12 protein-coding genes are annotated in these 12,562 nt (G+C 70.3%); 6 read left to right on the forward strand and 6 right to left on the reverse strand.

The window, feature by feature from the left end; genetic code table 11:
* Positions 1-123: 123 nt before the first annotated feature.
* Positions 124-1,167 (reverse strand): acyl-CoA desaturase, encoded by a 1,044-nt coding sequence (locus tag JL475_RS29570; protein ID WP_202281038.1) that lies wholly within the window; start codon positions 1,165-1,167, stop codon positions 124-126.
* A 1,045-nt stretch (positions 1,168-2,212) separates the two neighbouring features.
* Here JL475_RS29570 and JL475_RS29575 point away from each other — a divergent pair.
* A complete protein-coding gene (locus JL475_RS29575; RefSeq protein ID WP_307825192.1) occupies positions 2,213-3,454 on the forward strand; it encodes a PP2C family protein-serine/threonine phosphatase in 1,242 nt (413 codons plus the stop codon).
* 88 nt (positions 3,455-3,542) lie between these two features.
* Complete coding sequence (locus JL475_RS29580) at positions 3,543-3,791, forward strand: hypothetical protein (RefSeq protein ID WP_055629642.1); 249 nt, start codon at positions 3,543-3,545, stop codon at positions 3,789-3,791.
* 210 nt (positions 3,792-4,001) lie between these two features.
* Here JL475_RS29580 and JL475_RS29585 read toward each other — a convergent pair whose 3' ends face one another.
* Positions 4,002-4,559, reverse strand: coding sequence for a DUF5994 family protein (locus tag JL475_RS29585; protein ID WP_202281039.1), 558 nt, complete (start codon positions 4,557-4,559; stop codon positions 4,002-4,004).
* Between the two features lie 202 nt (positions 4,560-4,761).
* Here JL475_RS29585 and JL475_RS41760 point away from each other — a divergent pair, with 202 nt between their 5' ends.
* Positions 4,762-5,313: a transposase family protein gene (locus JL475_RS41760; RefSeq protein WP_368860244.1), complete on the forward strand. Its 552-nt coding sequence runs from the start codon at positions 4,762-4,764 to the stop codon at positions 5,311-5,313.
* 133 nt (positions 5,314-5,446) lie between these two features.
* A complete protein-coding gene (locus tag JL475_RS29595) occupies positions 5,447-6,007 on the forward strand; it encodes a DUF5994 family protein (RefSeq protein ID WP_202281041.1) in 561 nt (186 codons plus the stop codon).
* Here JL475_RS29595 and JL475_RS41320 read toward each other — a convergent pair.
* Both JL475_RS41320 and JL475_RS29600 read right to left on the reverse strand, forming a co-directional pair.
* Complete coding sequence (locus JL475_RS41320) at positions 6,004-6,129, reverse strand: hypothetical protein (protein ID WP_272932990.1); 126 nt, start codon at positions 6,127-6,129, stop codon at positions 6,004-6,006. The two genes, JL475_RS29595 and JL475_RS41320, sit on opposite strands and share 4 nt — an antisense overlap.
* Positions 6,130-6,638: 509 nt before the next feature.
* The gene (locus JL475_RS29600; protein ID WP_237408644.1) at positions 6,639-8,153 is read right to left on the reverse strand and encodes a PepSY domain-containing protein; all 1,515 of its coding nucleotides are present in this window, start codon (positions 8,151-8,153) and stop codon (positions 6,639-6,641) included.
* Positions 8,154-8,298: 145 nt separating this feature from the next.
* On the opposite strand from JL475_RS29600, the gene JL475_RS29605 reads away from it, so the two are divergent.
* Positions 8,299-8,943, forward strand: coding sequence for a peptide deformylase (locus JL475_RS29605; protein WP_202281042.1), 645 nt, complete (start codon positions 8,299-8,301; stop codon positions 8,941-8,943).
* A 39-nt stretch (positions 8,944-8,982) separates the two neighbouring features.
* Here JL475_RS29605 and JL475_RS29610 read toward each other — a convergent pair whose 3' ends face one another.
* Complete coding sequence (locus JL475_RS29610) at positions 8,983-10,380, reverse strand: NAD(P)/FAD-dependent oxidoreductase (protein WP_307825193.1); 1,398 nt, start codon at positions 10,378-10,380, stop codon at positions 8,983-8,985.
* Between the two features lie 215 nt (positions 10,381-10,595).
* Here JL475_RS29610 and trxA point away from each other — a divergent pair, with 215 nt between their 5' ends.
* Positions 10,596-10,994: a thioredoxin gene (gene trxA / locus JL475_RS29615; protein WP_202281044.1), complete on the forward strand. Its 399-nt coding sequence runs from the start codon at positions 10,596-10,598 to the stop codon at positions 10,992-10,994.
* Between the two features lie 40 nt (positions 10,995-11,034).
* On the opposite strand, the gene JL475_RS29620 is transcribed toward trxA, so the two are convergent.
* Positions 11,035-12,471 carry an aldehyde dehydrogenase family protein gene (locus JL475_RS29620; protein ID WP_202281045.1) on the reverse strand — a complete coding sequence of 479 codons (1,437 nt, stop codon included), beginning with the start codon at positions 12,469-12,471 and terminating at the stop codon, positions 11,035-11,037.
* Positions 12,472-12,562 lie beyond the last annotated feature (91 nt).

Here is a 12,562-nt window from a genome sequence, read left to right on the forward strand (position 1 = left end):
GAGGTCGAACTCGTCGCGATCAACCCGCCCGAACGAAACTGAGGTCAATCGGCCCACAGGTCTTGACGATTACTCCGTGCCGTCCGCTACCACCTCACTGCCGCCGATGGCTGCGGCACGTCCCTAGGCAGGGACGCGGGCGTGCCGGAGCGGTGCTCCGGCCTGATGGAGACTGGCGAGGGCCAGCCGGTAGGAGGTGATCAGCCCGGTCTCCGCGTAGTCCAGACCCAGTTCCTGGCAGTAGCGCCGCACAATGGTCCGGGCCTTGCGCAGGTTGGGGCTGGGCATGCTGGGAAACAGGTGGTGCTCGATCTGATGGTTCAGCCCGCCCAGTGCGATGTCGGTGAACCTACCGCCGCGCACGTTGCGTGAGGTGAGCACCTGGCGGCGGAGGAAGTCCGGGCGGTCTTCGCCTGTCAGGATCGGCATGCCCTTGTGGTTGGGCGCAAAGAGGGAGCCGAGATAGACGCCGAACAGGCACTGGTGGACGGCGAGGAAGGCGATCGCCATGCCGGGCGGCAGCAGCCAGAGCAGCACGGTCAGGTAGACCGCGAAGTGCGCGAACAGCAGGGCGCCGTCGAGCGTTCGGTGCTTGAGCGAGCGATTGGCCAGCGCCTTCACGCTCGACACGTGCAGGTTGAAGCCTTCCAGTGTGAGGAGCGGAAAGAACAGGAACGCCTGCCAGCGGCCGATCAGGCGGGGGAGCCCCTTGGCGGCCCGGGCCTGTTCCTGGGACCAGACCAGCAGGTCGGGGTCGAGGTCGGGGTCGAGTTCCTCATGGTTGGGGTTGGCGTGGTGGCGGGTGTGTTTGTCCTGCCACCACCCGTAGCCCATCCCGATGCCGACACCGGCGATCCGGCCAGACGCTTCGCTGGCCCGGCGTCGGCGGAACACCTGGCGGTGGGCTGCGTCATGGGCGAGCAGGGCGACCTGGCCGAAGACAACGGCCAGGAAGACGGCGACCGCCAGTGTCCACCAACTGTCGCCGATGAGCGCAACGGCGGCCCACCCGCCAACGTAGAGCCCGGCCACCACTGTGATCCGCAGTGCGTAATAGCCGGGGCGGCGTCCCAGCAGGCCGGCATCCGCGATCTTTCTCGACAATCGGGCGAAGTCACTGCCGGACGTCTCCGAGAGTGGGGGACGAACCGTGGTAATTCTGCTCATGATGGTGAAACTCTCTCCGACGGAGGCAGATGGCTCGGCGCCGCCTTGGGAGCCGCTGAGACCGGGCCGCAGGTGGGTACGCGCTTCCTCCGCTGCGGTAAGCGCATCGCGCGACCGCGGGAGCGAGGACGACGTCTGCTTCGTCGGCCGACGGCCGCGCAGGCCCGCTATCTGACTGTGGGTTCCCTGCCAGGCAGGTCTCACACCGTGACAGGACAGGGCTTCTGGAGCGGTCCGCGCGCTCCCATAGCAGAGGTCGGCCGGTAAAGCGGATACGGCTGATCACCGAGGGGCGCTCAACACGGTGACCGGCAAGGTCCGTACGGGTCGTCGAGACAGAAGGTACCGACGAGGACACCGACCGGTGCAGCTGAAGAGTGTCCGAACCGGCGAATCCGGGTGAGCGAACCGGAGCTGAGGCGATTCGCGGTCGCGGACACCGCTGTCCCGCGCACCAGCGGACACCCGCGGTGGGGCCGATGAAGATTGTCGCCTGTGCGGGACATCCGTTCCTCGCCCCGGGCGGAGAAGTGCTGGCCAGCATGTACGTGATCGACGCGAGAGCCGCACAAGGAACTTGCCTCCCTGACTCGCGCGGTGAGTAACGGGATCAACCTCCGCACTTACCTGATCCGCGCAGAACGTTTTCTCCAGAGCCCAGGATGCTCTGGAAACCTCCAGCGCACTGGACCGCAGCCTCCAGGATGTTTTCGACAGGGTGAATGAGAGCCACTCGGACAGCGAGATCGGGAGCCACTGTTTGGGCATCGAAGTTGAGAGCCACCTCTCCCGACCGGGTGTGACATGCCGCTTTTGGCGTAATGAGGCCTTTAGGCTAGTCGGCCGCGTCACTCTGTGCGGGTTGATCACGGTCGGTCAGGAACCCGGGTGTACAGATCGCGTGAGTGGGTCTTCGCGCGGATCTGCAAGGTGAGCCGGGTCTGTCCCAAGCCCCAAGGCCGAGGCCAGCCGCCTGGTGAGCGGCCCCTTGGAGAGGCCCGCCCAGCGGGCGAAACCGGCTCTGCTGTGGTGAAAGGGAGCGGCTGTGGCGGACGGTGGGCGGCGGCCTGACAAGGCCATGGTGGACCGGTCGGAAGGGTTCGGTGAGCGGCTGCTGGGGGTGCTGCTGGATCGGGCGCACGAGATGCCGCCGCAGCTGATCGCCCCGCTGATCGCGGAAGAGGTGGCCAGGGTCGGTGGCCGCGACGTCTCGATCCTCCTGCAGGACTACGGCCAGCGGGTGCTGGTGCCGCTGGCGGGTAGGCGGCTGTTCGTCGGGGAGCCCGAGCCGATCGGTGACTCCCACGCCGGCACGGCTTTCCTGTATGCGACCCCTGTGGAGGTACCGCAGGCCGACGGCGTCCGGATGTACCTGCCGTTGCTGGACGGCAGCGACCAGGTGGGAGTGATGGCCCTCACCCTGGACACCGTCGATGACGACGACCGGCGGCTGCTGCGCAGACTCGCCGGTCTGGTCGCCGACATGCTGGTCACCAAACACAGCTACACCGACCAGTTCTTCCAGACCCGGCGCCGCGAGCCGATGAGCGTGGCCGCGGAGATCCAGTGGTCCCTGCTGCCGCCAGTGGCCATGTCCACCCCGCAGGTCGCGGTGGCCGGAATCCTCGAGCCCGCCTACAGCGTCGCCGGAGACAGCTTCGACTACGCCCTCAACGACGACATCCTGCACGTGGCCACGATCGACGCGATGGGCCACGGTCTGGACGCCGCCACCATGGCAACCGTCGCTATCGGCGCCTACCGGCACGCCCGACGCGCCGACGTCGGGCTGTCCGAGATCTACGCGTTCATGGACCGGGCCATCGCCGGGCAGTTCGGGCCCGAGCACTTCGTCACCGCGCAGATGATGCGCCTGAACGTCGCAACCGGCCACCTGCAACGGGTCAACGCGGGCCACCCCGCGCCGCTGCTGATCCGCAACCACCAGGTCGTCCGGCAACTGGAGAGTGCGACCACCCTGCCGGTCGGCTTCGGCGGCGACGAGCCCCAGCTCAGCGAGCAGACGCTCCAGGTCGGCGACCGGGTGCTGTGCTTCACCGACGGCCTGATCGAGGAGCACGAAGCCGGCGGGAAGCAGTTCGGCGTGGAACAACTCATCGCCTGGGTCAACCGCATCGAGCACGCCGAGAAGGGAGTGCGGGCGGTGGTGCGCTCCCTCTCCCACGCCCTGATGGAGGAACGGGGCGGGATCACCAGCGACGACGCGACCCTCTTCCTGATCGAGTGGCGCGGGGGCGCCGCCGACCACCTTGCCACCCTGGAATGAGCCGATACCGCCCGACTGGTGGTGCGGCCGTTGGCGGTGAGATCTGGCATGTCACGCGAGAAAACCGCGAGGGATCTATCGTCAAGGTATGAGCGTGTTCATCAAGCTGGTGGAGAACCGGCCCCCCAAGGAATACGCGGAGCTGGCGGCTGCAGATATCTCCTACGACGACATCACCGAAGGTGAGTCGCCCGCCACGTACGAGTACGACCTGCTTCCGAGCGGCGCATTGCGGATCCTCAGGGTGACCAAAGGCGAAGCCGCTGTCGTCGAATCGATCTACGCTCCCGGACTCTGGTTCCGTGTCCAGGGGCAGTGGCGCGGCAGTGCGGAATAGCAAGCACTCTGCCGGCGGCCGGGCGCTGCCGGCTGCTGAGCCTGGTCGTCGGTGCCTGAGGTCCGAGCAGAATGTGCTCATGCTTCGCGTCAGCCTACGGAATCACGTCGGAAATTATCTGCAGGTGTACCATGGATTGTGGGTTGCGCACTCTCACGTGTTGCGCCTGAAAGGACGGCCCCGGCGGTTTCACCGGGGCCGTTTCGAGGATCACGCTGAGCGTGCCGGCGCGGTCACACGGGCGCCATGGCCGCCCTCGGAGTCCCAGACCGCTTCTCGGGCCTGGTCGGCTTCTGTCACCATCTGTTGGGATTCGGCCCTCTCCAGCAGATCACTCGCTGTGTGGCTGCGCAGCGGACCGGTGGCCGCGGTCATCAGCCAGGCGGCGATGGCCGGATCCGTCTGCGGCGGAATCACCAGCAGGTCCCAGCGGCCGACGGTGCAGGAGAGCAGCAACAGCTTGTGGGGGTCTTGTTCGGCCCTGAACCAGCCGACGCTCACCACGTGCCCGTCAACGGGCACCTTCCGTGGGATGACCGGCCATAGGGTCGGGTTCACCGTGACATGGGTGATGCGCCCCCACAGGGGATCCAGCACCGCTGTCAACGCAGGAAGTTCCGCCGCCAGATCGCGGGAGTCACGGGAACGGGGCCACCACGCACCGTCCAGAAGAGCACCAGGGGTGTCCGTTGAGGCGAGCGCGAGACGCAGCGGCAGCAAAAAGGTCCGCTCCTCGACCGGCGACGTATACAGCATGGCAGCGGTCATGACGCGGACCCGTCCCCGGGCCGGTGTACACCGGCCCGGTATGGTGAATCACCGAGAACGACAGGAGCTTAGAAACTCCTATGCGAAATGCCCTCGGTAATTTCAGGCTACTCCCGGATACAGCCCGCCGGGCGGTTTCAGGGTGACGGATATCAGGGCGTTTTGACGGGTCTTCGAACTTGAGCGGTGCACTCGGCCGGCGGTGCCGGCCTGTCGTCACGATGGTGACGGTCGTGGTGGTTGTCGGCATCCGAATGCAGAGCGCCCATGGTCATACCTGATCATTTCTGTTCTCGACGCAGAACGATCACGCAGGAGCCACGGGCCTGGTCAACGATACGACGTTGCTGCTCGACCGCGACGGGGTGTCCGTCGCACGTGTCGAGCGGCCCGAGGGCGGCGGACGCCGGGTCCATCGGTCACGGCGGACGAGTCGGCGCGGGCTTGTCCGGCCTGCGGGGCATTCGCCTCCCGGGTGAGGGGCTCGGCGGTGCCCCGGCCCCGCGATCTTCCCTACGGGGACAGCGGCCTGGGGTTCTTGTGGCACAAGCGCCGCTGGTTCTGCCGGGAGCCGCGGTGTCCCCGGCGGTCGTTCACCGGGCAGATCGCCCAGATACCGGCCGGCGCGTACGTGATGCATCTCCAGCGCACGACCATGATCAATCCCGGCGCTGCTTCCTGTACCCCACCTACGCACACCCGGAGCCGGCGGGGGGAGAGCGTCGGGCGGGCTCGGCGGGAGCGAATCACCTGAGCGCGGGCCCCCGCCCCGCCACCGGTTGCGCGGAGTACAGTTGTAGTCACCAGGACGTTTCACCGTTGGCAGCCGAGCCGGCGTCGCCCTAGACCAATCCGGTTCCGTCGAGAACCGAGACGGGCGGCACGCCATGGTGCCGAACCACAGCACTGCATTCGCATGGGGGCGCTCCCCCACCCTCTTCCCGCGGCCGACGGCGCCCGCGGCAGTCCGGCTGACCCTGGAGCCCACGCTGGCCCGCGCGGGGATGTTCGACGGCGCGTGGTGGCCGCATTCCCGCGATGTCCGCGCCGAGCTGCCCGGCCTCATCACCGCACTGAGCGCGCACCTCGGCGCGATCCTGCGCGTCGGGCTGGACCAGGACGCCTGGGACGACATCCCACGCAGCCTCACGATCGGCGGCCGCGTCGTTCACATCGGCTGGTTCACCGCCAGCGATGACACGATGAGCGTGACCCGCGGGCTTGACGACCACTTCATGCTTCTCGTGGTTCCGCCGTGGGCCACCGCGCCGGCCGCGGCGGCGGCCATGGCGATGGCCGCGCGGACCGGCAACCGCATGCCGGCTGCGACGATCCTCGCCGCTACCGGCACCACCCCCGAAATCCCCGGCGCGGTGCCCCTGCCGGCGGTCGACGCGGAGGGCCAGCGGATCCAGGCGGCCGAGGGCGGCGCCGCAGGCCCCGTTTAGCCCGCACCGGTCAGCCCGTCGGTGCGGAGCACCGCCGAGTTCGCCCCACCCCGCCCGGCCTCGGATGGCCAGTCGCCCGTCATCTGCACGACCCGGCTGACTTCACCGAGAGGGACCTTCATCCCCTCCACTCCACAGCCCGTGAAGCTCTTGGCAGGTGCACGATGGATCTCGCCGAACGGATGCCAGTAGTGATCGCCGTGTGGCCGCCACCCTGGCCACCCCCCTGGCCGCCACCTGTGCCGTCACCTTTGCCTCAGCCACCGCCGTGGCCGCAACCGCTACCGCGGGGGGAGAGATGGGCGAGGTTGCCTCTCTGACACCAGCCACCAGGGAACCCACGCGTAGTTGATGGCAGCGTACGGCGCCAGCGGTGCGTAGTTCTGTCACAGGGCAGCGTTGGAGGCATAGCGGTGCAGCGGAGCAAGGGGGCTGCCGCACATCCGGCATTCGCGCGTCGAGCCATCACCGCCACAGCCAGAAATCACCCGATCGAGGTGGCTCTCAATCTCATTGCCGATCACGGACCTGCGTCGTGCCCATCCCCACCACGGATGGGGCAACGTGGCTCTCGACCTCAGTGCCGGAGTGGCTCCCATTCATCCTGCCGAAAACACTCCAGGACAACCTGCTACCCCTCGGCGCTGCAGAAAGTGCCGGGCTGTAGACGGCAGCGTCGCATCTGCCCGCTGGTGGCGACCCCGCACGCCGATATGGCGGCTCGGCCACGAGCCCGTTCTGAGCGCGGAACCCGACCCCGAGGTATGGAAGTATCGCGGTCTGCGTGCAGGTTCACGGGCCAGGGCGTCCAGGATTCCCGGAACTCGCGCGCTTCGCCGAGCAGCGGAACGAAGTAGCCCAGTACGGCGATCACCGCCAGCAGCGGGACGAGGATGTACGGCGGCACCTGCTGCCAGGCACCGCGCGGGATCGGCCGGCCGAAGGCCGAGCCCCGGCCCCGCTGCCACCACATGCGGTAACCCCACAGGATCAGCAGGATCAGCGCGGCCGCGAGCAGCATCAGCGCGATCTGGTTGGGCAGGCCGAAGAGGCTTCCGGTGTGCAGGTCGATGCCCCAGCGGCTGAGCTTGGCGAGCACCGGGTAGTCGGCCCAGCGCACGACGTCGGTGACCGCGCCGGTCGCCGGGTCGACGGCGACCGCGTCCTGCTTCTCGGGCCAGCTGCGCTGCACCTGCTTCACCACGTACGCGGAGGCCGCGTCGGCGGGCGGGACGATCTCCACCGGGTCGCCGAGGCGCTCGGCCCGTGCCGCCGCGAGAACCTTGTCGAGGCCGGCCCCGTGCTCGGCGTCGCCCCCGGGTCCGCCCGCCGCCCCGTGCTCGGCGTGTTCGCCGCCCGCGGCAGCCGACACCGTGGGCGTTTCCTGGCCGAGCGAGGCGCGCAGGTCGGCGATGGTGGCACCGGTGTAGGTGGACCAGGTCAGTCCGGTCGCGGAGAGGAAGACGAAGCCGGCCGCGGCCCAGGCTCCGACGCCGCCGTGCAGGCCCAGAGTGCGCCGCCGGCCGCTGGTGCCGCGGACCTTGCGCAGCGCCCGGCGGCGGGAGAACCACAGCACCAGGCCGCCCGCGGCGATCACCCACAGCCAGCTGGCCGCGAACTCGCTGTAGAGGCGGCCCGTCTCACCGAGGTGCAGATCGCGGTGGAACTCGTCGATCCAGGTGCGCAGGGGCAGCGCGCCGGTGGAACCGTACTGCTCCAGCGCGCCGCGCACCTCCCCGGTGTACGGGTCGACGAACACGGCGAGGGTGTGGTCCGGGTCCACTCCCGGCACGCCGGACAGCATCACCCTGGTGGTCGCGTCCGCCTCGGGTGCGGGCCGTATCGCGGAGACCGCGCCCTCGGGGTGCGCCTCGCGGGCGGCGGCCACCTGCTCGGAGATCGGCAGTGCGCGGTCGCCGACGGGGACGGTCAGCTCGTGGTCGTAGACGATCTTCTCGACCTGGAAGGACGCGGCGTACAGCAGGCCGGTGAAGGCGGCGACGAGCAGGAACGGCGCCACCACCACGCCCGCGTAGAAGTGCAGGCGTAGGATCAGGGGGCGCAGGGTGGCCCAGCCGGATCCGGACCGTGCGGGGGCGGGGGGTCGGGGAGCCTCGTCCGTGGTGGTCGAGGGAGTGGTGGTCATCGGTGGGCTTCTCCCGGGGCGTCTTGGCGGCCGTGATGCTGCTCCAGTGGTCGGGGCGGCGGGGCCGTGAGTTCCCGGGTCGCGGATGTGACCTGCGCCACTCGCCGGAACGGGGGGTGTCATGGGCACGTGCCATCCTGGCCCGATGGGAACTCCGAACGATCGTGCGCCCCTCGCTGAGCGCATCGAGCAACTCCTCGCCGGTGAAGGGCCGTTGCCCATCGTCGCGGCCGGTGATCCGGTTCTGCGGCAGGCGTCCGAGCCCTTCGACGGCCAGTTGGACCCCACGCTGCTGGCCCGGTTCGTCGAGGCGCTGCGGATCACCATGCACGCCGCACCGGGGGTCGGCCTGGCCGCGCCGCAGGTGGGGGTGGGGCTGCGGATCGCGGTGATCGAGGATCCGGCGCCCGTCCCGGACGAGGTGCGGCTGGCGCGCGGCCGGGTGCGGCAGCCCTTCCGGGTGCTGGTCAACCCGGTCTACGCGCCGGTCGGCGGCGAGCGGGCGGCGTTCTTCGAGGGCTGCTTGAGCGTGCCCGGTTACCAGGCGGTGGTGGCGCGGCACGCCGAGGTGCGGCTGACCGGGCAGGACGAGCACGGGCGGACGGTGGACGAGGTGTTCGGCGGCTGGCCCGCGCGGATCGTGCAGCACGAGACGGACCACCTCGACGGCATGCTCTATCTCGACCGGGCCGAGCCCCGCTCGCTCTCGTCCCACCAGGTGGTGGCGGAGCGCTGGTCGCATCCCACACCGGAGGCGGCCGCGCGGGCGCTGGGCTTCGAACTCCCGTAGGTCCCGGTCGCCCCGCCCGCGGTCCGCTCTCCCGTTGATTCAGGTGCTGTCCCGGTACGCCTCCAGCAGTCGGAGCCATGCCTCGCTGATCGTCGGGTACGACGGGACCGCGTGCCACAGGCGGGCGACCGGGACCTGGGCGGCGACCGCGACGGTCGCCGAGTGGATCAGTTCGCCCACCCCGGGGCCGACGAAGGTGACGCCGCGCAGGGTCTCGCTCTCGAGGTCGACGACCATGCGGGCGCGGCCCTTGTAGTTCTCCCCGTACAGACCGGCGCCGGCGACCGAGGACAGGTCGAGGTCGACGGCGCGGACGCGGTGCCCCGCCCGTTCCGCCTCGGCCAGGGAGAGGCCGACCGAGCCCGCCTCCGGGTCGGTGAACACCACTTGGGGTACGGCGTCGTGGTCGGCGGTGGCGGCGTGCGCGCCCCATGCCTCCGTGGCGACGGGCTCCCCGGCGGCGCGCGCGGCGATGGCGGCGCCCGCGATACGGGCCTGGTACTTGCCCTGATGGGTGAGCAGGGCACGCCGGTTGACGTCGCCGACCGCGTAGAGCCAGTCCTGGCCGGCCACCCGGAGGCTGTCGTCCACGGTGAGCCAGGATCCGGGTTCCAGGCCGACGGTCTCCAGGCCGATGTCGTCGGTGCGCGGGGCGCGGCCGGTGGCGAAGAGGATCTCGTCGGCCTCGATCCGCTCCCCCGCGTCGGTGACGACCACGACGGCACCGTTCTCCCTGGTCACCGAGGTGGCGGAGGTACCGGTACGGAGATCCGCGCCGGCCTCGGTGAGCGCCTCGGCGACCAGCTCTCCGGCGAAGGGCTCCATCCGGGACAGCAGGCCCTTGCCGCGTACCAGGAGCGTGACCCGGGAGCCGAGCGCCTGCCAGGCCGTGGCCATCTCGGTGGCGACGACACCGCCGCCGACCACGACCAGTCTGCCGGGCACGGCCTTGGCGCTGGTGGCCTCCCTGCTCGTCCACGGCGCGACGTCGGCGAGTCCGGTCAGCGGGGGCAGCAGCGCGCGGCTGCCCGTGCAGACGGCGACGGCGTGCCGGGCGGTGAGGACGCGCCGCGTTCCGTCGCCGGCGGTGACGGTCACCGTGCGCGGGCCGGTGATCCGCCCGACGCCGCGGTGGAGTTCGACGCCGACGCTCTCCAGCCACTGGACCTGGCCGTCGTCCTTCCAGTGCGAGGTGTACTCGTCCCGGTGGGCGAGGACCGCGCTCGCGTCGAGCGGCCCCTGCGCCGACCGGCTCAGGCCGGGGGTGCGGCGGGCGTCGGCCCGCGCGAGAACGGGACGCAGCAGGGCCTTGCTGGGCATGCACGCCCAGTAGGAGCACTCGCCGCCGACCAGTTCGCTCTCGACGATCGCGGTGGTCAGCCCTGCCGCGCGGGTGCGGTCGGCGACGTTCTCCCCCACGGGCCCGGCGCCGAGCACGACGACGTCGTAGTCCGTGGACTCCGGTTGCGCCGATCCTGTCGGTCCCGTCGACCCCGTCGGCCCTGTCGGTCCTGTCGGTTCCGTTTGCCTCATGGGGTCAGTCTGGTGGGTGGTGTGCACGGTGGCCACATGGGTAGGGGCGCGGAATACGTGACCCGGCCGGCCGTGTTGTGCGGATGGCTCGACCCGACACCAGGAAGAGGAAACACGCCATGAGCAGCACCGTGGAGCTCACCAAGGAGAACTTCGACCAGCTGGTCACGGAGAACGAGTTCGTTCTCATCGACTTCTGGGCGTCCTGGTGCGGGCCGTGCCGTCAGTTCGCGCCCGTGTACGAGAAGGCCGCGGAGGACAACCCGGACCTGGTGTTCGGCAAGGTGGACACGGAGGCGCAGCCGGAGCTGGCCGCGGCCTTCGACATCCGGTCGATCCCGACGCTGATGATCGTCCGTGATCAGGTGGCCGTGTTCGCCCAGCCGGGTGCCCTGCCCGAAGCCGCGCTGAAGGACGTCATCGGGCAGGCCCGGAGGCTGGACATGGACGAGGTCCGCAAGTCGATCGCCGAGCAGCAGGCGAAGGCCGGCGGCGAGGCGGGGAGCCGGGGCCGGTGACCGACCGGCCCCGGCTCGGGTCCTTCGGGGACAGGACCCTCTAGAACGGGTACCGCGCGACGTCCCCGCGCACGGTGGTCCAGCGCACCTCGGTGAACGCGTCCAGGTTGGCGTCGCCGCCGAAGCGGGACCCGGTGCCGGAGGCGGCGACGCCACCGAAGGGGGCCACGGCCTCGTCGTTCACGGTCTGGTCGTTGATGTGCACGATCCCCGTCGGGATCCGCTCCGCCAGGTCCAGGCCGCGTGCCGTGTCGGCGGTGACGATGCCCAGCGAGAGGCCGTAGGGGCTCGCGGCGGCCAGGGCGGCGGCCTCGTCGGCGTCGCTGAAGGACCGTACGGGTGCGACGGGGCCGAAGACCTCCTCTGTGTACGCGGGGGTGTCGTCGCCGGTGTCCGCGAGGACGGTGGGCCGGTAGAACAGCCGGTCGTGGGTGCCGCCCGCGGCGAGTTTCGCGCCGCCGGCGGTGCTGGACTCGACCAGGGCGTGGACCTTGTCGAGTTGCCCGCGGTCGATGAGCGGGCCGAGGTGGACCTGATCGCGGTGCGGGTCGCCGACGGCGAGCGAGTCCGCCTTGGCGGCCAGCCGTTCGACGTACTCGTCGTAGAGCGAGGCGTGCACCAGGTGGCGTCCGGTCGTCATGCAGATCTGGCCCTGGTGGAAGAACGATCCCCAGGCGGCCGTGGAGATCACCGCGTCGAGGTCGGCGTCCTCCAGCACGATCAGCGCGGAGTTGCCGCCGAGTTCCAGGTGGGCCCGCTTGAGGTGTCGGCCCGCGGCCTCCCCGACGTGCCGGCCGGCGCCGGTGGAGCCGGTGAAGGAGATGACGGGGATGCGTGGGTCGGCGACGAGTGCCTGGCCGGTCTCCGCGCCGCCCGGCAGGATGTGCAGCAGCCCCTCGGGCAGTCCCGCCTCGGCGAACACCGCGGCGAGCGCCAGTCCGCCGCAGACCGCGGTGCGCGGGTCCGGTTTCAGGACGACCGCGTTGCCGAGCGCGAGGGCCGGGGCGACGGAGCGGATGGACAGGATCAGCGGCGCGTTGAACGGCGCGATGACGCCCACCACACCCACCGGCACCCGCCGGGTGTACGACAGCCGGGGCCCTTCGGTGGGCAGCACCTGACCGGGCGGGCGGGAGGCCAGGGCTGCGGCCTCGTAGCACTCCTGGGCGGCGACGTGCAGTTCGAAGTCGGCCTTGCCGGGGATGTTGCCGGCTTCCCGGACCAGCCATTCCCGCAGTTCGTCGGCGTGCGCGGCGAACAGGTCGCCGGCCTTGCGGAGCACCGCGGCACGGACGAAGTGCGGGGCCTTCGCCCACTCGGTCTGGGCGGCACGGCCCGCTTCGGCAGCGGCCCCGACGTCCTCCCCGGTGGCGAGGGTGACGGTGGCCAGCTGTTCGCCGGTGGCGGGCTCCGTGACGGTGTGGTCGGGTCCCGCAAGACGGTGGGGCTGCCAGGTCGTGGGGTCGAGCAACGGCATGTGTGGGCTCTCCGATCGGTCGCCGGCGCACCGCGCGAGCGCGAGCCCGGCTGTCCTTCCGCATACCATTTGGTTGAGCAGGCAACATCTT

The sequence above is a fragment of the Streptomyces sp. M2CJ-2 genome, assembly GCF_016757295.1.
Classification (GTDB): domain Bacteria; phylum Actinomycetota; class Actinomycetes; order Streptomycetales; family Streptomycetaceae; genus Streptomyces.

What these genes read in the sequence shown, in the direction of transcription:
- JL475_RS29570 (WP_202281038.1), bottom strand. Translation starts at nt 1,167, where the DNA reads ATGAGCAGAATTACCACGGTTCGTCCCCCACTCTCGGAGACGTCCGGC.
- JL475_RS29580 (WP_055629642.1), top strand. Translation starts at nt 3,543, where the DNA reads ATGAGCGTGTTCATCAAGCTGGTGGAGAACCGGCCCCCCAAGGAATAC.
- JL475_RS29585 (WP_202281039.1), bottom strand. Translation starts at nt 4,559, where the DNA reads ATGACCGCTGCCATGCTGTATACGTCGCCGGTCGAGGAGCGGACCTTT.
- JL475_RS29595 (WP_202281041.1), top strand. Translation starts at nt 5,447, where the DNA reads ATGGTGCCGAACCACAGCACTGCATTCGCATGGGGGCGCTCCCCCACC.
- JL475_RS41320 (WP_272932990.1), bottom strand. Translation starts at nt 6,129, where the DNA reads ATGAAGGTCCCTCTCGGTGAAGTCAGCCGGGTCGTGCAGATGACGGGC.
- JL475_RS29600 (WP_237408644.1), bottom strand. Translation starts at nt 8,153, where the DNA reads ATGACCACCACTCCCTCGACCACCACGGACGAGGCTCCCCGACCCCCC.
- JL475_RS29605 (WP_202281042.1), top strand. Translation starts at nt 8,299, where the DNA reads ATGGGAACTCCGAACGATCGTGCGCCCCTCGCTGAGCGCATCGAGCAA.
- trxA (WP_202281044.1), top strand. Translation starts at nt 10,596, where the DNA reads ATGAGCAGCACCGTGGAGCTCACCAAGGAGAACTTCGACCAGCTGGTC.
- JL475_RS29620 (WP_202281045.1), bottom strand. Translation starts at nt 12,471, where the DNA reads ATGCCGTTGCTCGACCCCACGACCTGGCAGCCCCACCGTCTTGCGGGA.